23 protein-coding genes are annotated in these 25,001 nt (G+C 66.5%); 9 read left to right on the top strand and 14 right to left on the bottom strand.

What is annotated here, in order from left to right; translation table 11 throughout:
• Positions 1 to 66 precede the first annotated feature (66 nt).
• Both ACGLHR_RS25970 and ACGLHR_RS25965 read left to right on the top strand, forming a co-directional pair.
• Positions 67 to 990 (top strand): LysR substrate-binding domain-containing protein, encoded by a 924-nt coding sequence (locus ACGLHR_RS25970; protein WP_400096934.1) that lies wholly within the window; start codon positions 67 to 69, stop codon positions 988 to 990.
• A gap of 382 nt (positions 991 to 1,372) precedes the next feature.
• On the top strand, positions 1,373 to 2,536 hold the full coding sequence (locus ACGLHR_RS25965; protein WP_400096933.1) for an OpgC domain-containing protein: 1,164 nt from the start codon (positions 1,373 to 1,375) through the stop codon (positions 2,534 to 2,536).
• Positions 2,537 to 2,579: 43 nt separating this feature from the next.
• Here the strand turns inward: ACGLHR_RS25965 and ACGLHR_RS25960 are convergent, their stop codons facing one another.
• The 5 genes from ACGLHR_RS25960 to pdxA all read right to left on the bottom strand — a co-directional run bounded on the left by ACGLHR_RS25960 (position 2,580) and on the right by pdxA (position 9,052).
• A complete protein-coding gene (locus ACGLHR_RS25960; protein ID WP_400096932.1) occupies positions 2,580 to 3,569 on the bottom strand; it encodes a Bug family tripartite tricarboxylate transporter substrate binding protein in 990 nt (329 codons plus the stop codon).
• 68 nt (positions 3,570 to 3,637) lie between these two features.
• Positions 3,638 to 4,669 carry an aldo/keto reductase gene (locus ACGLHR_RS25955; protein ID WP_400096931.1) on the bottom strand — a complete coding sequence of 344 codons (1,032 nt, stop codon included), beginning with the start codon at positions 4,667 to 4,669 and terminating at the stop codon, positions 3,638 to 3,640.
• Positions 4,670 to 4,729: 60 nt separating this feature from the next.
• A complete protein-coding gene (locus tag ACGLHR_RS25950; RefSeq protein WP_318236564.1) occupies positions 4,730 to 5,497 on the bottom strand; it encodes an HpcH/HpaI aldolase/citrate lyase family protein in 768 nt (255 codons plus the stop codon).
• 61 nt (positions 5,498 to 5,558) lie between these two features.
• On the bottom strand, positions 5,559 to 6,539 hold the full coding sequence (locus ACGLHR_RS25945) for a Bug family tripartite tricarboxylate transporter substrate binding protein (protein ID WP_400096930.1): 981 nt from the start codon (positions 6,537 to 6,539) through the stop codon (positions 5,559 to 5,561).
• A gap of 68 nt (positions 6,540 to 6,607) precedes the next feature.
• Complete coding sequence (gene pdxA / locus ACGLHR_RS25940; RefSeq protein WP_400096929.1) at positions 6,608 to 9,052, bottom strand: 4-hydroxythreonine-4-phosphate dehydrogenase PdxA; 2,445 nt, start codon at positions 9,050 to 9,052, stop codon at positions 6,608 to 6,610.
• A 326-nt stretch (positions 9,053 to 9,378) separates the two neighbouring features.
• Between pdxA and ACGLHR_RS25935 the strand changes: the two genes are divergently transcribed.
• On the top strand, positions 9,379 to 10,065 hold the full coding sequence (locus tag ACGLHR_RS25935; protein WP_318236561.1) for a GntR family transcriptional regulator: 687 nt from the start codon (positions 9,379 to 9,381) through the stop codon (positions 10,063 to 10,065).
• Positions 10,066 to 10,481: 416 nt separating this feature from the next.
• Here the strand turns inward: ACGLHR_RS25935 and ACGLHR_RS25930 are convergent, their stop codons facing one another.
• From ACGLHR_RS25930 to ACGLHR_RS25890, 9 genes are all read right to left on the bottom strand, one after another.
• Positions 10,482 to 11,102: a glutathione S-transferase family protein gene (locus tag ACGLHR_RS25930; RefSeq protein WP_400096928.1), complete on the bottom strand. Its 621-nt coding sequence runs from the start codon at positions 11,100 to 11,102 to the stop codon at positions 10,482 to 10,484.
• A gap of 52 nt (positions 11,103 to 11,154) precedes the next feature.
• Positions 11,155 to 12,660: a gamma-glutamyltransferase family protein gene (locus ACGLHR_RS25925; RefSeq protein ID WP_400096927.1), complete on the bottom strand. Its 1,506-nt coding sequence runs from the start codon at positions 12,658 to 12,660 to the stop codon at positions 11,155 to 11,157.
• A 63-nt stretch (positions 12,661 to 12,723) separates the two neighbouring features.
• Complete coding sequence (locus tag ACGLHR_RS25920) at positions 12,724 to 14,265, bottom strand: hypothetical protein (RefSeq protein ID WP_400096926.1); 1,542 nt, start codon at positions 14,263 to 14,265, stop codon at positions 12,724 to 12,726.
• A 151-nt stretch (positions 14,266 to 14,416) separates the two neighbouring features.
• A complete protein-coding gene (locus ACGLHR_RS25915) occupies positions 14,417 to 14,752 on the bottom strand; it encodes a 2Fe-2S iron-sulfur cluster binding domain-containing protein (RefSeq protein WP_318236557.1) in 336 nt (111 codons plus the stop codon).
• A 79-nt stretch (positions 14,753 to 14,831) separates the two neighbouring features.
• A complete protein-coding gene (locus ACGLHR_RS25910; protein ID WP_318236556.1) occupies positions 14,832 to 15,155 on the bottom strand; it encodes a ferredoxin in 324 nt (107 codons plus the stop codon).
• Between the two features lie 26 nt (positions 15,156 to 15,181).
• Positions 15,182 to 15,550, bottom strand: a complete 369-nt coding sequence (locus ACGLHR_RS25905; RefSeq protein WP_318236555.1) for a 2Fe-2S iron-sulfur cluster-binding protein — start codon at positions 15,548 to 15,550, stop codon at positions 15,182 to 15,184.
• Positions 15,551 to 15,633: 83 nt separating this feature from the next.
• Positions 15,634 to 16,365: an iron-containing redox enzyme family protein gene (locus ACGLHR_RS25900; protein WP_318238700.1), complete on the bottom strand. Its 732-nt coding sequence runs from the start codon at positions 16,363 to 16,365 to the stop codon at positions 15,634 to 15,636.
• A 170-nt stretch (positions 16,366 to 16,535) separates the two neighbouring features.
• A complete protein-coding gene (locus ACGLHR_RS25895) occupies positions 16,536 to 17,468 on the bottom strand; it encodes an ornithine cyclodeaminase family protein (protein ID WP_400096925.1) in 933 nt (310 codons plus the stop codon).
• A 50-nt stretch (positions 17,469 to 17,518) separates the two neighbouring features.
• Entirely contained in the window at positions 17,519 to 18,271 is a 753-nt protein-coding gene (locus ACGLHR_RS25890; RefSeq protein WP_318238618.1) for a sulfite exporter TauE/SafE family protein, read from the bottom strand.
• A 329-nt stretch (positions 18,272 to 18,600) separates the two neighbouring features.
• On the opposite strand from ACGLHR_RS25890, the gene ACGLHR_RS25885 reads away from it, so the two are divergent.
• The 6 genes from ACGLHR_RS25885 to ACGLHR_RS25860 all read left to right on the top strand — a co-directional run bounded on the left by ACGLHR_RS25885 (position 18,601) and on the right by ACGLHR_RS25860 (position 25,001).
• Positions 18,601 to 20,139 carry a hypothetical protein gene (locus ACGLHR_RS25885; protein WP_318238617.1) on the top strand — a complete coding sequence of 513 codons (1,539 nt, stop codon included), beginning with the start codon at positions 18,601 to 18,603 and terminating at the stop codon, positions 20,137 to 20,139.
• 192 nt (positions 20,140 to 20,331) lie between these two features.
• Positions 20,332 to 21,063, top strand: coding sequence for an iron-containing redox enzyme family protein (locus tag ACGLHR_RS25880; RefSeq protein ID WP_318238700.1), 732 nt, complete (start codon positions 20,332 to 20,334; stop codon positions 21,061 to 21,063).
• 82 nt (positions 21,064 to 21,145) lie between these two features.
• Entirely contained in the window at positions 21,146 to 22,606 is a 1,461-nt protein-coding gene (locus ACGLHR_RS25875) for an aldehyde dehydrogenase family protein (RefSeq protein ID WP_400096941.1), read from the top strand.
• 71 nt (positions 22,607 to 22,677) lie between these two features.
• Entirely contained in the window at positions 22,678 to 23,157 is a 480-nt protein-coding gene (locus ACGLHR_RS25870; protein WP_400096924.1) for a heme-binding protein, read from the top strand.
• A gap of 89 nt (positions 23,158 to 23,246) precedes the next feature.
• Positions 23,247 to 24,245 (top strand): 2Fe-2S iron-sulfur cluster-binding protein, encoded by a 999-nt coding sequence (locus ACGLHR_RS25865; RefSeq protein WP_400096940.1) that lies wholly within the window; start codon positions 23,247 to 23,249, stop codon positions 24,243 to 24,245.
• A gap of 57 nt (positions 24,246 to 24,302) precedes the next feature.
• Positions 24,303 to 25,001 (top strand): GntR family transcriptional regulator, encoded by a 699-nt coding sequence (locus ACGLHR_RS25860; protein WP_400096923.1) that lies wholly within the window; start codon positions 24,303 to 24,305, stop codon positions 24,999 to 25,001.

Genomic DNA, 25,001 nt, shown 5'->3' with positions numbered 1-25,001 from the left:
TGCATTCTTGCCGGGAACAGCCAGCGCCGCCCGGAAGCTTTTTCATGAAGGGTATGCCTGGCCGTCATGTCGATCCTGAGCCGAGCCTCCACCAATGCGCTGCGCGCCATGTCGCTCGAAGCCCTGCGCGGCTTCGAATCCGCCGCGCGCCACCTCAGCTTCACCACCGCCGCCGAAGAACTCTGCATCACCCAGTCCGCGGTGAGCAAGCAGGTCAAGAGCCTGGAAGACGTGCTCGGCGCCGCGCTCTTCCGGCGCGGCGGCAAAGGCCTGAGCCTGACCCCGGAAGGCCGCCAGCTCTATGAGGCGGCGCGCCTGTCGATCGGCCAGCTCGGTGCCGCGATCGACAGCCTGCTCGCCGTTGACCGGATCTCCATCGCCGTCACCACCACGCCATCCTTCGCATCGCTCTGGCTGGTGCCCAAGCTCGCGCGCTTCCAGGCCGCCGAGCCAGGCATCGACGTGCGCATCGACGCGTCCGAGCCCATGGTCAACCTGGAGCGCGACGGCATCGACATCGCCATCCGGCTCAGCACGCACCCGGTGGGCCCCGACGATCCCCGCCCGCTGCTGCAGGAACGTCTGATGCTGGTCGCCGCGCCGGCCGTGGCTGCGCGCATTACAGAAGCCCGGCAGATACTCGATACGCCGCTGCTGGTGTTCCATGATCCCGGCGCCCGCTTTGACTGGATGTCATGGACACAGTGGTATCAGCGTCTTGGGCTGATGCGCTCGTCCAAGCAGCCTTGCCTTTACTTCTCGCAGTACGCGCACGTGCTCAATGCCGCCGCGCAGCAGGCGGGCATTGCGATCGGGCGCACGCCCATGGTGCTGCCGATGCTCAAGAGCGGGCAGTTGCAGGTGGTGCTGCCGGAGCATGTGGCGCAGGGGCCGACTTACCAGATTGTGGCTTCCAGCGTGGTGCGGCCCGGGGTGGAACGCTTCCGGGCCTGGCTGGAGATGGAGTTGGCGGGGGAGGTGATTGGGTGAGGGGATGCGCAGGTCGCGATATTTGACCCGTCGCCAAGCGTTGGCTGACCCGGGCCGCGCAATGCGGCCCGCTTGCTTCTTCCTTTCCAGTCCCTGGAACCTTGCCCTAGGGTAATCCCCAATATGCCGTATCATCACGCCCGGGGCGTCGCGCCGCCGGGCGTTTTGCCGTTTTCGGCCCGCGAGTGTGCCTCATTGCACTTTTTCAGGAAATCCGGGACAAAGCCAAGGTGCGCCGGCTGCATGCCGGGCGCCAGCTCGCCCGCCCCTGGGTGCGGAATTACACACATTGAATAATGCAGAGGCCACTTATACGTGGCTTCGGAGACATCCGGGCGCTTTGTCGGGGCAGCCGGATTAGCGGGAATTGCAGGAGTTGCTTTTGTCTACAACCGAAACCCAGCGCAGAACTGAGGTTGACCTGATTCGCGGCATCGCGCTGATCTTCATTGTGGTTGACCACGTGAACGGCAGCGTGCTGGCCGATTACACCATCCGCAATTTCGCGTTCTTCGATGCGGCGGAGATCTTTGTGTTCCTGGCCGGTTACTCTGCCGGCGCGGCCTACGTGGCCATGGAGGCCCGGCATGGCGCCAGCGCCGCGCAGAACCGCCTGATCCGCCGTAGCTGGGAGATCTACAAGGCGTTCGTGCTGACGGGCGTGCTGATGCTGGTGTTCGGCCTGCTGCTGGCGCTGGCGAGGGTGCCGGCGCCGGCGATCCGCTCCACGGAGGCGCCGATCTTCATGGCGCATCCGTTCAGCACGCTGATCGAGGTGTTCAGCGTGGCGCGGCAGCCCTTTGTGTCGGACGTGTTGCCGATGTACGCGGTCTTCATCCTGTTTGCGCCGCTGGCGATCCGCATGGCGCGCGCGGTGCCTCTGACGTTTGTCGGCGCCAGCGGGCTGCTGTGGCTGATGGCGCCGATGCTCACGCCGCTGCTGCCCAGCAGCGATGGCAATGGCTGGAGCTTCAACCCCTTCGCGTGGCAATTGCTGTTCGGGCTGGGCCTTGTGACGCGCCTGCGGCCCGATATGATCCTGCCGCGCCAGGCCCTGGTGCGCTGGGTGGTGACGGTGCTCGCCGTGGCGGTGACGCTGGCGGGCGTGCTGCTGGCTTACCTGTGGATGCGTCCGCATATGTACGAGCCATGGCTGCCCGCCTGGCTGCCGACCATGGTCTTCCCGCTGCCCAAGAAGAGCCTGGCGGCGCTGCGCATCGTGAGCTTCCTCGGGCTGGCCTGGCTTTGCTATCTGGCCGTGCGCGCGGGCTGGGTGGCGCGGCTGGCGTCGGTGATGGGGCCGGTGGTGCAGATTGGCCGCCATAGCTTGTTCTGCTTTGTCTTTGGCGCGGTGGTGTCGGTGGTGATCGAGGGCTTTACCTACGGCATTGCCGGCGGCCGGCCGCCGCGGCCGATCGCGCTGGGCGGCGATATCGTGGCCGTGGCGCTGTTGCTGGTGATCGGCGGGTGGTATGGGCGGCGCAAGGAAGGACGCAAGGCAGGGCGTAAGGACGGGAGAATGGAAGTGCAAAAGGCTGCCGCTTAGGCAGCCTTCGCTCGCATGTCTTTCGCTTTATGCGATCACGCCGTCATTCCCTGATATCCGCCTGCCGGATAACCTGCTTGTATTTCTCCAGCTCCGCACGGATAAAGGTCCCGAACTCCTGCGGGGTACTGACGATGGGATCCACCCCGAGCGTCTTCAGCCGGCTGGTCACCTCCGGCTGCACCATGGCCTTCTGCAGCGCGGCGTAGAGTTTGTCGATCACTGGCTTGGGCGTCTTGGCGGGCGCCAGGATGCCGTACCAGCCCGAGGTCTGGAACTTGGGAAAGCCTTGTTCGGCAAAGGTGGGCACATCCGGCAGGTCCGGCTGGCGCGTGGCGCGGGCTATGGCGATAGCGCGCAGGCTGCCGCTGCGCACGTGGGGCATGGAGGACGCGGCCGTGTCGAAGATCATGTCCACCCGGCCGGCCATCACATCAGGCAACAGCCCCGAGCCTCCCTTGTAGGGCACGTGAAGCAAGTCGATACTGGCCTGGCTGCGAAAGATCTCGCCTGACAGGTGTGGCGGCGTGCCGCTGCCGGCGGAGCCGTAGGTCAGCTTGCCGGGGTTGGCCTTGGCCGCCACCAGCACATCCTTGAGGGTCTTGTAGGGCGTATGCGTGTTGACTACCAGCAAGGTCGGCGCCGAGGCCAGCAGCGACACCGGCTCGAAATCCTTGATCGGGTCGTAGGGCACTCGCGCATACAGGTTGGGGCTGATCGCGTGCGAGGCAATCGACCCCAGGAACAGCGTATAGCCGTCCGGCGCGGAATGGGCCGCCGCTTCGGCACCGATCATGGTGCCGGCGCCGGGGCGGTTGTCGATGATCACCTGCTGGCCGAGCGCGTCGGATAGCTTCTGCGCAATCGGGCGCGCCACGTTGTCGTTGCCGCCGCCGGGCGGGAAGGGCACGATCAGCTTGATCGGGCGGCTGGGGTAGTCGTCGGCGCGGGCAGCGGTCGGTACCAAAGCGAGGGCGGTCGCGGCCATGGCCAGCGCGGCTACCGCCAATGCGGGAAATCGTCTTGCAATCATCTTGTCTCCTCCCCCGTTGCCGGGGTGGGTTAGGTCTGTCTTTATGCTTTAGCCAGTGCCTGATTGACTCAGCCTTCCAAGGCTGCCACCGGCCGCCCCGTGAGCGGATAGCTGGGATCGCTGTAGCCCGGCGTGGACGCATGGCCGGGGCGCACCAATGCGTCGACCATGGCTTCTTCTTCCGGCGAGATCGCCACGCCCACGGCACCGAAGTAGTCCTCGAACTGGGCCAGCGTGCGCGGCCCGGCAATCACCGAGCTGATGATGGGGTTGGCGAGCACCCAGGCGGTGGCGAACTGGCCCAGCTTGAGGTCGCGCGCTTCGGCATGCTGCTTCAGCGTCTGCGCAATCACCAGCGACTCCTCGCGGAACTCGGTCTCCATCATGCGGCGGTCCGCGCGGCCGGCGCGCGAGTCCTGCGGCGGTTGCTGGCCGGGCAGGTACTTGCCGGTCAGCACGCCACGCGCGATGGGGCTGTACGACACCACGCCCAGCCCGAAATGCTGGCAGGCCGGCAGGATCTCCACTTCGGGCATGCGGTTGAGCAGGTTGTAGTAGGGCTGGCAGACCGCCGGGCGGGGCACGTTGAGCAAGTCGCACAGGCGCGCGATCTCCGCGATGCGCCAGCCGCGGAAGTTCGACACGGCCCAGTAGCGGATCTTGCCGGCGTGGATCAGGTCGCCCATGGCGCGCACCGCTTCTTCGAGGTTCTCGCCGGCGTAGTCGCGGTGCAGGTAGAGGATGTCAAGGTAGTCGGTGGCCAGGCGGCGCAGGCTGTCTTCCACGGCGCGCACGATCCACACGCGCGAGTAGTGCGAGTGGTTTGGGGCGGCCTGCATCGGGTTGCCCAGCTTGCTGGCCAGGATCCAGTCATGGCGGTCGCCCGCCAGCAGCTTGCCCACCATCGTTTCCGAGCCGCCCAGGCTGTACATGTCGGCGGTGTCGATGAAATTGACGCCATGCGCGCGGGCGCTGTCGACGATGCGGCCGGCCTCGGCCTCATCGGTCTGGTCGCCAAACATCATGGTGCCCAGGCACAGGGCGGAAACCTGCAGGTTGCTGGCGCCCAGGCGCCGGTATTGCATCTTGAAGTCAGACATCTCGAATCTTCCAGGAGAGAAATTGATGCTATGCGGGCTTATTGCGGCTTGTAGCGGCTCTTATTGCGGCTGCTTGAAGCGCGCCGCCAGCGCGTCGGTCGCCAGGCGCAGCAGGGTCATGTCGGTACCCACCGCGACAAAGCGCGCGCCCATGTCGATGTACTGCTGGCCCTGCGCTTCGGTGGTGAGAATGCCCGCGGCCTTGCCGTTGGCGCGGATGCGGCGGATCGTGGCGGCGATGGTTTCCTGCACCTCGGGGTGCTGGATGTCGCCCAGGTGGTTCATGTCGGCTGAGAGATCGCTCGGGCCGATAAACACGCCGTCCACGCCGTCGAGCGCGCAGATCGCGTCGACGTTGCGGATCGCCTCCATCGACTCGAGCTGCACCAGCACGCAGGTCTGCTCCTGCACGTTATGCAGAAAGTCCTTGATGCGGCCAAAGCCGCCGGCACGCGTGCCGCTGGCCACGCCGCGCATGCCGCCCTTGGGAAAACGGCTCCACGCCACGGCGTTGGCGGCTTCCTCGGCGTTTTGCACATAGGGCAGCAGCAGCGATTGCGCGCCGATATCCAGGCAGCGCTTGATCCACAGCATGTCGTTCCAGGGCGGGCGCACCACGGGATGGCTCTTGGTGCCTTCGGTGGCCATCAGTTGCGTGTGCAGGGTGGAGATGTCGTTGGGGGCATGCTCCATATCGAGCAGCAGCCAGTCGAACTGCGAGCGCGCCACCAGTTCCACCACCTGGTAGGAAGACAGCGAACACCACAGGCCAATCTGCGGCTGGTCGGCGAGGATGGCCTGCTTGAAGGCGTTGACGGGAAGTTGCATGGAAAGTCTCCGAGGGGTCGGTTGTTTGAAGGTTCGGCTGTGTGCTGGTGTGCTGGTGTGCTTACATGTCCAGCTTCAGGCCGCTCTCGCGGATCAGGTCGGCCCAGCGTGTTTTCTCGTCGCGGACGAACGCCTGCGTGGCTTCGGGCGTATTGCCTACGGGCTCCGCGCCGAGCTGCGCCAGGCGCTGGCGGATTTCGGGCTGCTGCAGGATGCGCACCACGTCGGCGTTGATCTTGCGGATCACCTCGGGCGGGGTGCCGGCGGGCGCGAGCATGCCTTGCCAGCCGCCGGCGGTGAAGCCAGGCACGGCTTCCGCCACCGTTGGCACGTTGGGCCACTCGGGGTTGCGCTCGCGGCTGGTGAAGGCCAGCACGCGCAGCTTGCCGCCGCGCACGTACGAGGCGCTGGCCACCATGCTGTTGAACATCAGGTCGGCCTGGCCGCCCATCACGTCCAGATTGGCCTGCGCGCCGCCCTTGTTGGGCAGGTAGAGCCAGTCGATGCCGAGCTTGCGGGCGAACTGCAGGCCGGCCAGGTGGGGGCCACTGCCGATGCCGGTGGTGGCCCAGTTGAGCTTGCCCGGATGGGCGCGGGCGTAGTCCACCAGTTCCTTGAGGGAGTTCGCCTTGGTCTGCGGCGATACCAGCAACATGTAGGGCGAGTAGGTCAGCGTGACCACCGCGCTGAAATCCTTGATCACGTCATACGGCAGGTTCTTGTAGGCCACCGGCGCGATCACGAAGTTGGACAGGTCGCCCAGCAGCAGGGTGTAGCCATCGGGCGCGCTCTTGGCGACATTGTCGGTGCCGATATTGCCGCCGGCTCCGGTGCGGTTCTCGACCACCACCGGCTGCTTCCAGACTTCCTGCAGCTTGCTGCCGAGCAGGCGGGCCAGCACGTCGGAGGCACCACCCGGCCCATAGGGCACCACCACGCGCACCGGGCGCTGCGGCCAGGCCGGGGGGGCGCTGGCGCTGGCCGGCAGCGCCAGCGCGGTGAGCGTCGCGGCCATCAGCAGGGTGATCCATTTGCGCAGCATGGTTGTCTCCTTTGTTGTTCTGGTTGTTGTTCTGGTTGTTTTCCTGGTTGTTTTCCGGGCAAGCTGGATCAGGCTGCTTGCACTGTCCCTGCGTCCGGCTTTGGCGCCATCGCAATCGCCTGCAGCATGGCTTCCGTCATGCTGCGCGGATCGGCCACGCCCTTGCCGGCAATGTCGAACGCGGTGCCGTGGTCCACCGAGGTGCGCACCGCCGGCAAGCCGATGGTCACGTTGACGCCGGCTTCCAGCCCCAGCACCTTGACCGGGCCGTGGCCCTGGTCGTGATACATCGCCACCACCAGGTCGAAGTCGCCGCGGGTGGCGCGGTAGAAGAGGGTGTCGGCCGGCAGCGGGCCATCCACCAGCCATCCGCGCGCACGGCAGGCAGCCACGGCGGGGGCGATTTTCTCGGCTTCCTCGCCGCGCCCGAACAGGCCGTTTTCGCCGGCGTGCGGGTTGATGCCGCACACCGCCACGCGCGGCTGGGCGATGCCGCTCTTTTGCAAGGCCTGCACGCCGCGCGCGATGGTGCGCTCGACCAGTCCGGCGTTGATTTTCTCGACCGCATCCAGGATGCCGATGTGCGTGGTGACATGGATCACGCGCAGGTTCGGCGCCAGCAGCATCATCGAGACCTCCTCGGTGCCCGTGAGCGCGGCCAGCATCTCGGTGTGGCCGGGGTAGCGGTGGCCGCCCAGGTGCAGGGCTTCCTTGTTCAGCGGCGCGGTGCAGATCGCATCGACCTTGCCGGCCTGCACGAACTCGACGGCGCGCGCGATATAGCGGTAGGCGGCATCGCCGCAGATGGCAGAGACCTTGCCGTAAGGCGTGTCGGCAGGGATCAGCGCAAGGTCGATGCAGGCAAGGGTGCCGGGCTCGAACGTGGCCTCGTCGGGATCCGTCACCCGTGCGATGCGCAGCGCGGTGCGGGTGCGGCGCAAGGCGTCTTCCAGGCGCGCGGCATCGCCCACCACGAAGGGCCGGCATTGCGCATAGAGCGTGCCGTCGGCCAGGCACTTGACGATGATCTCGGGGCCGACGCCGGCGGCGTCGCCCATGGTGATGGCAATTCTCGGTCGGTACATGGGGAGCTCGCTGAGGCGGGTGTTGGCAGGGCTGGCCTGCTCCGGATGAGTGGGGCTGGCGCGCATGGCATCGGCAGCAGACGCCGGCGCGGTGGTCTGGCGCAGGTGCGCCATGCAGGCCAGCAGCGTGTCGCGCTGGCCAAAGGCGCCGGCCTTGATGCAGACCGGCACCGTCTTGCTGTCGTGACCGAAGCCTGCAGGGCCTGCGGCGTTGCGCAGCTGCGCGCGGGCGCTGGTCACGCCGGGCACCAGTGCGCGCACGTTGGTGAGTTGGCTTACGCCCAGCGTCTCCAGCACGGCGCGCGCGCTTTCGCCACCGGACAGCACCAGCCCCGCCGCCGCCTGCGCCATCGGGGCGGCAAAGCGGGCCAGCGCGGCGCACAGGGCGCTGCCGTCCAATGCCGGGTCGGCCGGGCCTTCGACGTGGATCACCACATCGTGGCCGAGCGCCAGCGCGTCAGCGACTCGCTGGCGCTGCGCGAGCCAGGCGGCGGATGCCGCGCCGTCAACCAGCATGCGCGGCGAGCAGGGCACCGGCAGGCAGGTGGCGGCCAGCGCCTGGACCTGCTCGGCGGCCAGCGCGGACATGCTGCCGATGACCGCGAGCCGGCCAGTGGTTGCCGACGCCGTCGCCCCGGCTGCGTGGGTGGTGTCGCGGTTTGATTCTGCGGGCGCCGTAGCCACATGCGCGGCCAGTTGCCGCGCGAGGCCGGCGGAGCCAGCGGCCAGCACGGGCCCGGGCCGGGATGCGATCAGCGTGGCCAGCAGAGAGAGGTCGTCGTCGGTTTGCGCATCGCACACGAGTGCGTCGCATGCGCTATCCAGGCCAAGCGGGGCAGCACCGCCATTGACCAGTGCCCGCAAAGCCGGCAGCGCCAGCACATTGACCCGCAAGCCGGCAGCACGGAGCAGCGTCGGCAGGTGATCGCTGGCGAGGCCTAGCGTGGACCACAGCGCAGTGCCTGACAGCGGTTTGCCATCCAGGTAAGCCTGGCCCTCGCGCAGCGTCCGGCCCTGCGCCGGAAACGCCGGGCAGACCCAGATCGGGCCAGCGGCCCCAACGACGTTGCGCGCCGCTATCAGCTCGGCGCCGATATGGCCGCGCAGCGTGGAATCGAGCTTGTGGAAATGCAGGCAGTCCGTTGCCGCTGCGTCTTCTTGCGCGCGCGGACCGAACCCTTCGGCAAAGGCCTGGGCGAACACCTGCGCGGCCTCGGCGGCGGGGCGTGCCCGCGAGTGGGCATCGAGCGCCTGGATCCGCCCCTCCCGTGCCCCATAAGCTGCACGGGCACCCGCACTTTCCGCGCGCATCCGCACCTCGCCGCTGCCATGGCCGGCGAACGCCGCCACGCTGTCGCACGCGCCGGAAAGATCGTCGGCAACGATGCGCACGGCGGCGAACCTCGGTGGGAGCACGACTGTTGGCATGGGTCTGGGAGTGATGAATCAAGGGGAAGGCATCGGGGATGGCGTCTCCTCCGCCCGGCCTTTTCGCTTGCTGGTTTGCCGTATCCAAGTGAAATGTGTCATTAGCTTCACTTTACTTGCTGTTTCGGCACGGCAACTCTCGGTATGCAGGCAATACTACACGCCAAATCAGCGAAATGCATGCAATTATTTGGGTTGGCATTCAGTTGGCGAAAAATGCGCAGACATTGGCCTTTGCTGCATAATGCTTTCGCCAGCCTGGTCAAACCGCCCGCAAAGGGCGGCAATGCCGGGCCTTCTTCACACCAGAAATGCCGATCGCAGAGATGTCACAGGAATTGCCAGCGCTCCCGCCGGACCAGGACGACCAGCCGCTTTCGCAACGGGTCTACCAGGCCATGTTGTCGGCCATCATTAGCGGGCAGCTAAAGCCGGGGGAGGTGGTCAACGAGATCCGGCTTGCGCAGGAGCTCGGCGTTAGCCGCACGCCGGTGCACACGGCGATTCGCGAACTGGTCAAGGATGGGCTCATCACCCAGGAGGCGAACCGGCGCCCGGTGGTGGCGCGCTTCTCGCGCGAAGATATCCGCGAGGTGTTCGATATGCGCAAGCTGCTGGAGAGCGAGGCGGCCCGCATCGCCGCCGCGCAACTGGACCGCGTCACGCTCAAGGCGCTGTCCGACGCTGCCGACGCCATGGGTGCGGGCGCCGCCGCCAGCGTCGACGACACCGAGGCGCTGGTCCGCTGGGCCGATTTCGACGACAACTTCCACCTGGCCATCGCAGACGCCTGCGGCAGCAAGCGCCTGCGCGAGGACATCCTGCGCTACCGCCTGCTGCACCACGGCCTCAACCAGCTGCGCATGCGCGCCGAGCTGATTCCGCAGGCGCTGGCCGAACACCGCAAGATCCTCGACGCACTGGCCGCGCGCGACGGCGACGCCGCCAGCCGCGCCATGCAGGAGCATCTCCATGAGTGGCAGGCGTATTACATGCAGCGGTTTCCGTTGTAGGGTTTCGCAACGCCGGTTCATGTTCACCATCTGCGCTGCCCCACGGCAAATTCAACTGCTTAACGTCAAAAGCTTAGAGTCAAAGGCAGTTTCACCTCCCCTGCGGGGAGGTGACCTATTTTCTTGTCTCGCCCGCCAAGAAAGTAGGCAAAGAAGGCGCCCCATAACGGGAGATTCAAACCTTCACGGCTCGCTTCGCATCGCGCTTTGGTGATTTCCGCCTGGGGGCGGAAATCACGGCTACACCGAGTGGTGCTTTGACTTTGCCGCTGGTTTGCTCCCCTCTCCCACGCAGTGGGAGAGGGGCCGGGGGAGAGGGCGGGCGCTCGTTACGCTGTCGTGCTGGAAACAACCGAAGGCTTCGCTTCAAGTGGCTCCTAGCCCCCCCCTGAGGGGAGCCCGCGGTCACCCGCTCGCTAGGCCGCCTTCTGCCGCATCGCAAACGCCCGCAGCGCCGCCGGCCGCGTCACGCAGCGCTGATGCCATTCGCCCAGGCTGGTGAAGCCCGCCGCGTCAAGATCCGCCAGCCGGTGCAACACCGACGCGACGTTCAGGTCCGCTACCGTGAAGACCTCGCCCAGCAGGTAGGGATGCCGCGCGCAGTGCGCATCCAGCACGCCCAGCGGCCTGCGCAGAGCCGCCAGCGCGCCCTCGGCCAGCGCCGGGTTGCGCTGCTCGGCCGGCAGCAGGCGGGTGTGCTGCGCCCATTGGGTGGTGAGCGGTTCTACCATGGTGGCGGCCCACAGCGTCCATTGCAGGATGTGGGCGTCCTGCTCCGCGGTGCCATTCCACAGGCCTAGTCCCGCGTGCTTGCGCGCCAGATGCAGGGTGATGGCGAGCGATTCGTAGATGAGCAGGCCGTCGTCGTCGATGGCGGGCACCGTGCCGTTAGGATTGATCGCCAGGTAGGCGGGCGCCTTGACCGCTTCCGAGGCGTAGTGCAGCGCAATGTTCTCGTAAGGCAGGCCGAGCTCTTCTGCCGCCCAGATGGGGCGGATGGCGCGCGAGGCAGGGATGCCGTAGATCTTCAGGGTCACCGGTGGGGCTCCAGCGGGTTGGGTTTGGATGTTTGGGGATGTCTTGCAGGGACTACTCGCCCAGCGCGATGCCGTCCTTGCGCTTGTCCGAGGCACCGAGCAGGTCGCCGGAGGCATCGCGCATGACGATCTGCGCGCCGCCGAAATCGCTGCGGCCGCCGAGCTCGCCAAGGCCGGCGGGATCGCCGTAGCCCGCGTCGCGCAGGGCCTGCACGATGGCCTGCGGCATGCCGGCTTCGATCGCGAGCGCGGTGTCGGATTCCAGCCGCCAGCGTGGCGCGTCGAGCGCGGCTTGCAGCGGTTGCTGCCAGGCGGCCAGCCGCACCAGCAACTGCAACTGGCCTTGCGGTTGCATCAGGCCGCCGACCACGCCGAAGCCCGCGTGGAAGCGGCCATGGCGCAGCGCGGCGCCGGGCACCACCGTGTGGTAGGGGCGTTTGCCGGGGGCGGGGCCGTTGATGTGTCCAGGCCCGGCAAAGCCGAAGCCGCGGTTCTGCAGCACAAAGCCGCAGCCGGGCACGGCGATGCCCGAGCCGAAGCGCTTGAAGATGCTGGTCATCAGCGTGACTGCCAGCCCGTTGCGGTCCACCACCACGGTGCATACCGTGTTGCCGGCCGGGTCCGCCACGGTTTCCTTGGCGTACTGCATGGCGCGGCCCATGGCCTGCACCGTGTGCAGCACGGCCGCGGGATCGTCTTCACCCAGCATGTCCGGATCCAGCTCGCCGAGTTCATCCAGCGCGTGCAGGATGGCGACGCCGTGCGTATTGGGCGGACACTCCAGCACGGTCAGGCCGCGAAAGTTCGTGGAGACCGGCGTGCAGAAATCGCCCCGGTGCGCGGCGAAGTCCGCCGCAGCCAGCGCGCCGCCGGCGTTGCGGCTGGCCGTTTCGGCGGCGTGGGCGGGCTTGCCGAGGTAGTAGGCATCGGCCCCCTCGGCGGCGATGGCGGACAGCGTGGCGGCCAGCTCAGGGTTGCTGAAGGTCTCGCCGGCCGCTGGTGGACGGCCAGCGCGATAGAGCGCGGCGCAGACCGGGTCCTGGTGCAGCACGCGGTCGAACAGCGCCCATTCCCGCGCGGCTACCGCCGCTACCGCAAAGCCGTCGCGCGCCAGCGCAATGGCGGGCGCGAACAGGCGCCGCCATTCCAGCCGGCCGTAGCGGCGGTGCAGGTCCTCCCAGCCGCGTACCGCGCCGGGCGTGGTCAGCGAGAGTGCGTGGCGCTCGGGGATGCGCTGCCTGGGCAGGTCCGCCAGCGCGTGCATGGGAAACGCGGCGGGCGCGCGCCCCGTGCCGTTGTAGCTGAGCGCGTGGCCGTCGGGCTCGACGATCATGGCCAGCATGTCGCCGCCGATGCCCGTTGCCATCGGCTCCACCACGCCCAGGATGGCATCGGCCGCGAGCGCCGCGTCGATGGCGCTGCCGCCTTCGCGCAGCACCTGCAGCGCGGCCTCGGCGGCGAGCGGGTGGCCGGTGGCGACCATGCAGTGCGGCGCGCGCACGCCTTCGCCAGCGGTGGCGGAGGTGGCGGCGGGGCTGGCGGAAGCAGGAGTTGTCATGCGTAACGCTCCAGGAGAATCAAAGCAATCGGGTTTGAAGCCATGGCGTGCGTGAGCGGCAACTCAGCGCCACAGCACCACCGCGCACATCGTCGATACCGCCAGTCCGGCCAGCACGGGCACCAGCAGTGCCCGCACCGCGTCGAGCACCGGCACGCGCGCAAAGCCGGTGATGGCCACCAGCGACGACCACGCAATCAGCGTGCCGCCGCCGGTCCAGACCGCGCCCATCTGGCCCACGGCGCACAGCGTGGCGGCGTCGATGCCAACCGTCGGGCCCAGCGCGCCGGCTAGCGTGCCGGTGAGCGGCAGGCCGGCAAAGCCGGAGCCGTCGATGCCGGTGATCATGCCGACCAGCAGCACGCCAAAGGCCACCAGCACATGGTTGTTGGGGATCCACTGCTCGGCGCCCTGGATCAGCTCGAACAGCAGGCTGGGCGCATGGCCGGCGCCAAGGTGCAGGATCGCGCCGGCGGTGTCGCCCGCGCCGATGAAGAAGAAGCCCGCGATCGGCAGCACCGAGCCCATCGCCTTGAAGGCGAAGACAAAGCCGTCGGTGATGTGTTCCGCGCTGACATCCAGCATCTTGCGCGGGCCTTCGGCCGCCAGCGTGCACAAGATCATCAGCAGGGCCGCCATGCCGCCCACCATGGCGGCCGCCTCGCCGCCCTTGAGTTCGGCCATGCCCAGGCCAAGCTTGGGCACGACCATCAGGGCAATCACCGCGGCAAAAGCCAGCGGCGTCAGCACGGCGAAGGCCTTGGACCACTTGATCTGGCGCAACTCCACCATCGACAGGCTGCGGGCGATATTGGCAGCGGTGCCCAGCGGCTCGTGGTGCGCGGTGCCGCGCGCCAGCTCGGCTTTGTCGAAGCTGCCCGCGGCTTCGACGCTGGCCAGGATTGCGTCGGGCGCGCGGCCTTGCCAGCGGTCCAGGTGGCTGGCATGGGCGGGACGGATCTGGGCGCGGATGGAGAAGTACGCCATGGTCAGCGCGATGCCGCCCGTGATCAGCGACAGCACCAGCGCGCGGTCCGCCACCATGGCGGCACTGACGGCAGCCCCGGCGGCCTTGGCGCTGATGCCTGGCGCCACCCCGATCACATAGTCCGACGACAGCGCCGTGCCCTGGCCCGCGATGGCAATCGCCATGGCGCCCGCCAGCGGCGGCAGCCCGGCGGCGATGGCCGCCGGCAGCAGGATGGCGGACACCAGCGGAATGGCCGGCGTCGGCCAGAAGAACAGCGAGATGGTGTAGGTGATGGCGGCCAGCATGAAGTAGGCGGCATGGCCGTTCTTCATCACGGCGCGAAAGGGCTCCACCATGCGCACGTCGGAGCGCAGCGACTTGAGCGCGTTGAGCAGCGCCGTCATCAGCGCGATCACCAGGAAGATATTGAACAGCTCGCGCGCGGCCACAAAGCTGGCGTTGAAGATGCTGGCCAGCGCGCTGACCGGGCTATGGGTCCAGGCCAATGTGACGAGAAAGGTCGCGAGGATCGCGGGCACGACCACATTGGCGCGAAATACCATCGTGAGCACGATGGCGATGACGCCGGCGAGGTAGACCCAGTGGGCTGCGCCGATAGCGATATGTGATTCCATATGGGGGCTTGTCTCCTGTGCCGGCGTGGCTGGACGGGGGCTGCCGGTCTGCGCCGAAACGGCATCGTATCTGGCCTGGCGCTGCCGCCGCAATCATTGGCGTGGCAGCGCGGCGCGCAAGTGCGCTGCAGTTCCCGTAGGGGGCGCGGACCTATTCGGCGACGGACCCGGTGACCGGAACGGCGGCCTTGGCCGGGCTCGCCTGGGCTTCCCAGGACACGGCGATGTCGCCGTTGACGAAGGTCTGGCAGGCCATGCGGTAGCCCTCGCCAAATTGTGCCTCCGACAGGTGCTTGCGCTCTTTCGGCTTGATGGCGTCGGTGAACTCGAGCCCGCGCTCGATCTTGCACTTGCAGGTGCCGCACAGGCCACCGCCGCACTTGAAGGGGATGCCGCCTTTCTCGCGCAGGGAAACGCGCAGCAGGTTGCTGTTTTCGGGGGCGCTGACGATCTTGCCGTCGTTGCTGACAAAGGTGATTTCAATCATGGAAACGGTCCGATGGCATGAGGGGGCTGTCCGGCGCTGTGCCGGTCATACACGGTGGATTCAGTCGGCCACGCGCATGTCATTCACGCTTGACCAGCGTGATGTCCATGCTGCCGAAGGTGGCCAGCCGCGTGAGCTCGTCGCGTGCGCCCTGCAGCGTGTCGAACTGCTCGAGGAACTTGGAGGGCACGTAGTTGACGGTGGGGGCAGGGCGGCTCGCGGCATCGACCTCTTCGCTGAACTCCTCCACTACCTTTACCTTCACCGGGTGCGCCAGCTCGGCGATGACGAAGTGCGCCGTCCTGCGGCCGTAGAAGAGATAGTCGTAAGCCTCGACGGCCACCAGCCCCTCTACCAGTTCGGTGCGAAACTGCCCCGGCTTGCTGCTGAGTATTACGTACATGACTGCGCTTGGTGGATGCTGATGGATTACTGAGCGTTGCCCGGGGCGCTGGCTTGCAGGGCATTCGTCGCGCCGCTGGCGGCGGCCGCGCTCTCTACCGGCAACTCGTCCTGGATCAGCTCGATGTCATGCTCCAGCCAGATCTGGCAGGTCAGGCGATAGCCCTGTTCCAGCCGCTCTCCAAGCTGCTTCTTTTCCTTCCAGTTCGGCGGCGGCAGGTGCTCGGCGCCGGCGATCACGCGGCACGCGCACTTGGAGCACTTGCCCATGCCGCACTCGTAGCGCAGGTTCGGATACGGAAACTGCTTGATCCCGGCGCGCACCACCAGGTTGGTGCTGGGCTTGACCTCATCCTCGAAGGTCTGGCCATTCTTGTGAAATACGACTTTAGGCATACAACGTTTCCGCAAGCGGTCTGTCAGGGGCGGCCGGGCGGATGCGCACCGGCCGCGCGTAATCGCGGGATCTGGCGGCTGCGTCAGGCAGCCATGTCCAGCTCAGGCAGGGGGATCTCCTGCGCGACGTAGTCGTGATACAGCGCGGTGGTGTAGAGCAGGCGCATCTGGGCGCCGATCTCGCAGATCTTCAGGCAGCGCTGCTGCAGCTCGGGCGTGTTGGCGTGTTCCAGCACGATCTGGTAGCCGCGCTCGCCATGGATTTCGTCCGAGACGATATGCAGGTCGAAGAATTCGACTTCTTCGTCGGTGAAACCGTATTTGTCGCGCAGGGTCGGGGTCTGCTTGCGGTAGATCGAAGGCACCTGCGATTCCAGGCCAACCACCAGGCCGGCCACGGCCACGATCGGGTCTTCGCGCATGGCTACCGCATAGCACCAGCTTTGCAGGCCACGGGTGGTGGGCGACATGTTGTCGGGATCGACCACGCGCTCACGGGTGGTGCCGCAGGCTTCGGCAAAGCGGACCAGCAGGTCGGTGTGGCGATCGCCACCGATTTCCTCCTCATACATATTGGCCAGCAGGAAGTCCTTGGCTTCGGTGAAGCGGTCGGGCGTGCGGGCGTAGATGTAGGCGAGGTAGTCGGCGAAGGGGCCGACATAGTGATAGTGGTTCTCGGCCCAGCGGGCGAGGTGGTCGCGGGAGAGCTTGCCGCTGGCCCAGGCCACGCTGAAGGGGGCCTTGTTGGCGCTCTTGCCCTTGATGGCGTTTTCAAGGGCGGCACGGAAATCATCACGGTTCATCAGTTCGGCCATCGGGGGCTCCTGGGGGAACGAGTTCAAGGTGGGGGGTAGCGTTGCGTGGTCCGGAGGCTTTATCCGCGCCATCCGACACCATGATGTAGATTGTATACTATCTACAATTCTGCGAAAGAGGTTTTGGCCGATATTGCTGATGTGCAGCCTTTATGCCCGCAGCGCCGCACTCACGCGGCCCTGGCTTCACCCGCGGCTTCGATTTGCCGGTAGGCGAAGCCCGCCAGCGCCACATCCTCCAGCCCCACACCCACCGACTTGTAGATCAGGATGTCCGTGTCATTGCCACGCGCCTTCACGCTGCCGGTCACCACATCGGCCAGCTCGACGATCTTGCCCACCGGCAGCACGGCGGGATCCGCCAGCACGATGTCCCCGGCCTCGCGCATGGATTGCGGGCGCCACTCCACCACCAGCCGGGCCGCGCGGGAGAGCGCCACGTCGTCCAGCTCACGGGTATGCGGCAGGCTTGAACCGATGGCCGCGACGAAGGCGCCGGGCTTGAGCGAATGGCCGGAAAACAGCGGCGTGGTGGAGCGCGAGGCGGTGACCACGATGTCGGCATGTGCCACGGCCTGGTCCGGCTCGGCAAAATCGACGGGGATGCCGCACTGCTGCGCCAGGCGCTCGGGCATGGCGGCATCGGCATACGGGTCAGACAGCAGGATGCGCTTGAGCGGCAGGGCGGCGGCGAGTTGGCGGGCATGCTGCACGCCTTGCGTGCCGGCGCCGAACAGCGCGAGCACTTCGGCTCCCGGCCGCGCCAGGTGCCGGGCGGCCAACACCGAACAGGCGGCAGTGCGCAGCCGGGTGATCGCACCCGCATCGAACGACGCCAGCGGCCGGCCGTCCTCGGTGGAGAAAATCAGGATGACAAAGGAAAACTGTCCTTTGATGGTGGTGTAGACCTTGGCGCCGGCCACCTGCTGCTCGGGAATCACCGCGCCCAGCGTGGACAGCTTGACGCCACCGGCCTCGGTGCGGATGCGCTCCTGCATGGCGGCCTTGCCCAGTCCGAAGCTGCGGAAGGCGTCCAGCATCACTTGCTGGGCGTCGGCGGGGCTGACGTGGCGGTCGATCATCTCGTCGGTGATATGCAGCATGGATTATTTCCTGGAGTGACGGGAATGGAGGGGTAACTAAAGGTGAGGCGTCAGGCGGGCAAGGCCAGCTTGACCAGCACGCCAACGGCGCCGGCAGTGCACAGCGCCAGCAGCAGCTTGCGCACGGCCTTGGCCGAAAAGCGGTTCTTGAGGCGATTGGAAACGGCAAAGCCGATCAGCAGCATGGGCGACAAGCTCAGGCTGAGCCATAAATCAACTAGCCCGAAGCGGCCGGCGGCGGCCAGCATCGCCAGTGAAAAAGCCGCGCCGGCACACAGGATGCAGCCGATGGTGGCGCGCAACTGTGGCGGTGGCAGGTGCTGCATGACGATGGCAAAGGGCGGGGCGCCGGCCGAGGTGACCGTACCCATGAAGCCGGACGCCGCGCCCGCCACGGCCATGTTGAGGCCGGATGCCTGCACCCGCCAGCCCAGCAGGCTAAGCGCCACCGCGGCCAGGATCGACAGCGCAAACACCAGCGCCAGCAACCCGGCCGGCAACTGCGTCATCGCCGCTACCGCCACCACCGTGCCGGCGGCGCGGCCAACCAGGGCGTTGCCCGCCGTGCGCCAGGCAATGGCACGGAACTCGCGTATCGCACCCAGCAACGAGACCAGCCCGCCCATGGCAAGCAAGGGACCCGGAGCCAGTTGCGGGAAGAACAGCACGGCCACCGGCGCCGACACCATGGAGAAGCCGATCCCGCCTACGCCCTGCAGGCAGGCACCCACCAGGATCAGCGCGCCCATCATGCCGAATTGCCAGGCGCTGATGCCGGCGGGAAGAAGGGAGGTAAGCGTCATGGCGGATTGGATTGAAGTCTGGGGTTGCGCCCGGCGCCCCGTCGTGTGGCATCCTGCTGGCGCTTCATATTGGTATACAGTCTACATAAAATTCAATGAGAAGGCATCCAGAACCGACGGGGTAGGTACCACCGGCTTGCAAAAGGTGCTGAAATCCCCGTTTGAGCGCGGAAATATAAGGGTTTGCACCAGATTGGGTGGATTCCCTAGCTCAGGCAGATTTCGCTTGTTTTGATGCAGATCAAGAATATAGTATACGTTAATGGGGCAGCTATAGCCCCGCAAGACAAAGACGACGGTCTCTACAGATACAGATCCAAGGGGAATACATGCAACACGAAGCGGTGATTGGCGCGGCACACTGGATCTACTTATTGGGCGTGGCGGTGATCGTCCTGACCATGATCCTGCGGGCCAATGTGGTCGTACCGTCGATTCTTGGTACGTTCCTGGTGGTGTTCGCGCTGACCGGTAGCCCGGTCTCGGCGCTGGGAGGCATTTTTTCGGCAAGCCTGGTGGCGGCCAAGGAGTTGTTCAACATCTTCCTGGTCATCGCCTTCATGACGGCGCTGCTCAATTCGCTGAAGACGCTGCGCTCGGATATCCGGATGGTGGAGCCGTTCCGGGTGGTGATGAAAAACGGCCATTCCGCGTTCTTCATCCTGGCTGGCATTACCTACGTGATTTCGCTGTTCTTCTGGCCTACGCCCGCGGTGCCGCTGGTCTCGGCCATCCTGCTGCCGGCAGCGATCGCCGCGGGGCTGCCGCCGCTGGCGGGCGCCATGGCCATTGCGATTGCGGGGCAGGGCATGGCGCTTTCGTCCGACTATGTGATTGGCGTGGCGCCCGGGATCAGCGCCAAGGCCGCCGGCGCCGCGGTCAGCGCGGTGGTGGTAGCCGATCGCGCGCTGGTGCTGTCGATCATCACCGGCGCCATCGCGCTGGCCCTCGCTTATCTGTCCATGCGCAAGCACATCGTGCCTGCCAGCGGCACCTTGCTGACCAATTGGCAAGCGCGCGCGGGCGGCGCCGTTGAAAAGATCGAGCACGCCGGCACCTTCGACAAGGCCGAGATCGCGCGCGGCACCAAACACGACGAGCCGCTCGTCACCGATGCCAATATCGAGCGCAGCCTGGCGATGGTGGCGCTGCGCCGCGTCAAGTGGTCGAAGTGCTTTGCGGTGGTGACGCCGCTTGCCTTCCTGGCGGTGGTGGCCGTGATGGTGCTGCCGAAGATGGGTTCGGGCCTGCCGGAATTGAAAGGCGGCGATGCCGCCGCGCTGGTCGGCGGCGTTGCGGCGCTGTTGATGATGCTGGCCACGCTGGCTGCCGAAGGTCCGCGCAAGATGCTCGACGTGTGCCCCGAGCACATCACCGATGGCTTTGTTTTCGCCTTCAAGGCAATGGGCTCGGTGCTGCCGATCGCCGGCTTCTTCTTTGTCGGCGCCGGCGAGACCGCGGCGCAGATCCTGGGCGTCAGCGCCGACAAGGCGCCCAGCCTGCTGTTCGAGCTGATCCAGGCTTACCAGCACATGATTCCGGACAACCACGTGCTGGTTGCCTTTGGCGTGCTGCTGGTGGGCATGATCACCGGCATCGATGGCTCGGGCTTTGCCGGCCTGCCGCTGACCGGCACGCTGGCCGGCGCGCTGGGCCCGGTGGTGGGCTTCGATTCCGCCACGCTGGCGGCAATCGGGCAGATGGGCGCGGTCTGGACGGGCGGCGGCACGCTGATCGCCTGGTCCTCCCTGATCGCGGTGGCCGGATTTGCCCGGGTGCCGGTGCTCGATGCGGTGCGCGCCTTGCTGGTGCCGGTGCTGATCGGGCTGTGCGTATCCACCGTTTGCGCCATGTTCCTCTGGCGCTGACCCGGTCGCATTGAGTGACAAAAAGCGAGGCCATCCGTGCCTCGCTTTTTTATTTCCGAAGCTGCGAATACCGTCTTCCCAAAAACAGCAGATAGTATACAATCTACATCATGGTGCCGGATGGAGCGGATAAAGCCTCCGGACCACGCAACGCTATCCCCCACCTTGAACTCGTTCCCCCAGGAGCCCCCGATGGCCGAACTGATGAACCGTGATGATTTCCGTGCCGCCCTTGAAAACGCCATCAAGGGCAAGAGCGCCAACAAGGCCCCCTTCAGCGTGGCCTGGGCCAGCGGCAAGCTCTCCCGCGACCACCTCGCCCGCTGGGCCGAGAACCACTATCACTATGTCGGCCCCTTCGCCGACTACCTCGCCTACATCTACGCCCGCACGCCCGACCGCTTCACCGAAGCCAAGGACTTCCTGCTGGCCAATATGTATGAGGAGGAAATCGGTGGCGATCGCCACACCGACCTGCTGGTCCGCTTTGCCGAAGCCTGCGGCACCACCCGTGAGCGCGTGGTCGATCCCGACAACATGTCGCCCACCACCCGTGGCCTGCAAAGCTGGTGCTATGCGGTGGCCATGCGCGAAGACCCGATCGTCGCCGTCGCCGGCCTGGTGGTTGGCCTGGAATCGCAGGTGCCTTCGATCTACCGCAAGCAGACCCCGACCCTGCGCGACAAATACGGTTTCACCGACGAAGAAGTCGAATTCTTCGACCTGCATATCGTCTCGGACGAAATCCATGGCGAGCGCGGCTACCAGATCGTGCTGGAACACGCCAACACGCCCGAGTTGCAGCAGCGCTGCCTGAAGATCTGCGAGATCGGTGCGCAGATGCGCCTGCTCTACACCACCGCGCTGTATCACGACTACGTCGCGCAGGAGATCCCCCTGCCGGAACTGGACATGGCTGCCTGATCCTGCCCCTGGGCGGAAAAGCAGCATCGCATTGGCATTGACGGCCCCGCCCGGGGCCTGACCGGATAGAGGCTTGGACATCATGGCAGTGGCACAGACAGACGAATTCGATAACTACATCAACGGCGAATGGTCGAAGGGCGCCAGCGGGCGCACCTTCGACAACGTCAACCCGGCCGATACCGGCGATATCGTGGGCCGCTTCCAGGCCTCCACGGCGCAAGACGCGCAGGCCGCCGTGGCCGCCGCCGCGGCCGCGTTCGACGCCTGGAAGAAAACCCCGATCTCCAAGCGCGCGAAGATCCTCAACGGCGCCGCCGACTACCTGGAAGCCAACGCCGACCAGATCGCCGAGGAACTGACCCGCGAAGAAGGCAAGGCGCTCAACCTGAGCAAGGACGAAGTGCTGCGCTCGGCGCAGACCATCCGTTTCTACGCCGTGGAAGGGCAGTCGTTCTCCGGCGAGACGTATCCCCAGGACGATCCCGACATGATCGTCTACAGCCAGCGTGAGCCGCTGGGTGTGGTGACCGTGATCTCGCCGTGGAATTTCCCGGTATCGATCCCGGCGCGCAAGATCGCCCCGGCGCTGATCGCGGGCAACACGGTGGTGTTCAAGCCCTCGTCGGACGCGCCGCTGAGCGGCTACCGGCTGGCACAGGCGTTTGTGGAAGCCGGCATCCCCAAGGGCGTGCTCAACTTCATCACCGGCCGTGCCGGCGACGTGGGCGCAGCCATTACGCAAGCCCCGGAAGTCCGCGCGATTTCCTTTACCGGTTCCACGGCCGCTGGCCAGCATATCCATCGCTGCGTGTCGCTGAGCACGCGCACCCAGATGGAGCTCGGCGGCAAGAACCCGCTGATCGTGATGGAAGACGCCGACCTGGACCGCGCGGTGGACCTCACCATCAAAGGCGGCCTGTCGCTGAGCGGCCAGGCCTGCACCGGCACCAGCCGCGTGCTGGTGATGGCTTCGGTCAAGGCAGCTTATACCGAGAAGCTGCTGGCCAAGGTCAAGACCTTGAAGATCGGCAGCGGCATGACGCCGGGCATGGATGTGGGCCCGCTCGCCACCCGCAAGCAGCTCGAAACCGTGCTCGGCTACGTGGCAGCCGGCAAGGCCGAAGCCACGCACCTGTGCGGCGGCGACCGCCTGGGCGGTGCACCATACGAGAAGGGCTTCTATGTCTCGCCGGCCATCTTCACCGACGTCACCCAGCAGATGCGCATTGCCCGCGAGGAAATCTTCGGGCCGGTAATCGCCATCATCGAGGTGAGCAGCTACGCCGACGCCATCGCCAAGGCCAACGACACCGAATACGGCTTGTCGGCCGCCATCGTGACCAGCAACCCGCGCTATGCGCACGACTTTGCGCATGACATCCAGTCGGGCACGGTCAAGATCAACCGCACCACCACGGGCAACCTGATCAACGCGCCGTTCGGCGGCGTGAAGCAATCCAGCACCTCCACGTTCCGCGAGTCGGGCCGGGCAGGGCTGGAGTTCTACACCCAGATCAAGACCGTCTATCGCGGCTGCTGAGCCAGCGCGCACGCGTCAATAGTCAATAGTCAATAGTCAATCGGCATCAACGCATCAAGCAGGAGCAGGACATGAGAAAGGCCATCAAGCTGGAACTGAAGGAAGCCCGTCACATGGTGGCGGCAGCCATCCGCAAGTCCGAGGAAATCGGCGTGCTGGAATCGATCTGCGTGGTTGACGACGGCGGTTACCCGCTGGCGCTGGAACGCATGGACGGCGCGCGCATCACCGGCCCGCAGATCGCCTGGAACAAGGCCTTCACCGCCGCCGGCCACAAGCGCTCCACCCACCTGTTCAATCAGGCGCCCAACGGCCCTGCGCTGCCGGGCAACGAAGCCTTTGGCATCCAGTGGAGCTTCGAGGGCAAGTTCGCCGTGTTCGTGGGCGGCTTCCCGATCGTGGTCAATGGCGAAGTCATCGGCGGCATCGGCCTGAGCGGCGGCAATGGCGAGCAGGACACCGCATGCGGCGTGGCCGCGCTGCAGGCCCTGCAGGAACTGCTGGGCGGCGAAGACCTGAAGGTCCTGGTCGAAGCCGATATCAAGAAGTAGGTCCTTGGGGCTTTCGTATAGGAAGTCCCATGGACCAAGTAACAAGCGGCAGCCCACTAGCCCCATTCTTCACGTCTTCCGAGTCCGCCATGTCCTACCGCATCCATCTCATCGAATCCCAGCAATCGTTTGAAGTCGGTGCCGACGAATCGGTGCTCGATGGCGCCCTGCGCGCCAATGTGCCGATGGCGCATGACTGCCGCTTTGGCGGTTGCGGCACATGCCGCATCAGGCTGGTGGAGGGCACGGTGGCCTATGAGGAGTATCCGATGGGCCTGACGCCAGAGGAAGAGGGCGAGGGCTTTGCGCTGGCCTGCCAGGCGCGGCCCACCACCGACCTGGTGATCAGCACGGCCCGCCCGGGCGAGCCGTGCGCCGAGCCCGCGCGCCATACCGCCGTGATCCGCAACATCGCGCCGCTCAGCGCGGATGTGGTGCACCTCACGCTGGAGCTGCCGCAGGCGCAAGCGCTCGACTACCGGCCCGGGCAGTACCTCAAGATCTTTACCGGCGACGGCATCGCGCGCAGCTTCTCGATGGCGTCGGTGCCAAAGGATTGCACGGTGGATCTGCACGTGCGCCGCATTCCCGGCGGCTACTTTACCGAGCGCCTGCTCGCGGGCCTGCGCTCCGACGACCATCTTGACGTGGAGCTGCCGCTGGGCGGTTTCTATTTCCGCAAGGACGACTATCGCCCGTTGGTGATGGTGGCCACGGGCACCGGGCTGGCGCCGATCAAGAGCATCCTCGAATCGCTGATGGACGATCCGGATTGTCCGCCGGTTTCGCTGTACTGGGGCATGCGCACCCAGGCAGACCTTTACCTGCACGAGCAGATCCAGGCGTGGGGCGCGCGTCTCTACGATTTCCAGTACATCCCCGTGTTGTCGCGTGCCGACGACGCATGGAGCGGCCGGCGCGGCCACGTACAGCACGCCGTTGCCGCCGACCTGCCGGACTTGTCGGAGCATGCCATCTACCTGTGCGGCTCGCCCGACATGATCCGCGACGCCCGCGAGACGTTTCTCGGGCTAGGCGCCAGCGGCGCGCATATCTACGCCGACAGCTTCACCTTCCAACGCAGCTGAACCATTGCGCGGGGGGAGGCCAAGGCGCTGGCCGGCCCGCGCGCCCACAAGACGAACATGTCCGACGACCACGGCAGTGTTCCACCCGCCCACCCGGCGGGCCCCTCCGGCGACAGCCTCGGCTCGCGCCATTCGCCGCTGTTTTCGCGGGTGACCGATACCTTGCGCCAGCGCATCGTCGGCGGCGTGTACCGCCAGGGCGACCGGCTGGTGGAGCATACGCTGTCGGCCGAGCTGGGCGTGTCGCGCGTGCCGGTGCGCGAGGCGCTACGCGCGCTGGCCGCCGAAGGGCTGGTGCGCATCGAGCCGCGCCGGGGCGCGTCGGTGGCATGCCTGTCGGAGCATGTAGCCAGAGAGATGGTGGAGGTGCGCGCCACGCTGGAAGGCCTGAACGCCAAGCTGGCCGCGCAGCGGCGCGATCCACGGCTGGTCGCCGAGTTGCAGGAGGTCCTGCGCCAGGGCAGCGCGGCTGCGTGCGGGGGGGAGGACGAGCGCTTGCTCGCGCTGAATTTCCGCTTCCACGAAGTGCTCGGCAACATCGCCGCCAACAGCGTGCTGCAGGAGATGATGCGTTCGCTGCGCGAGCGCACCGGGCTGGTGTTTGCGCCGGCGCACCGGCTGCGCGCGCAGCAGAACTGGGACGAGCACGCGCAGATCCTGCGCGCTGTGATTGCGGGCGACGCCGACCTCGCCGCACTGCTCGCCACACGCCACGTGTACAGCGCGGCGGAGGCGGCCACGCCTGTCGGCCCCTAG

It is taken from the genome of Cupriavidus sp. CuC1 (genome assembly GCF_044627735.1).
In the GTDB taxonomy this organism is placed as follows: domain Bacteria; phylum Pseudomonadota; class Gammaproteobacteria; order Burkholderiales; family Burkholderiaceae; genus Cupriavidus; species Cupriavidus ulmosensis.
This window is presented reverse-complemented; position numbering and strand designations above follow the sequence as displayed.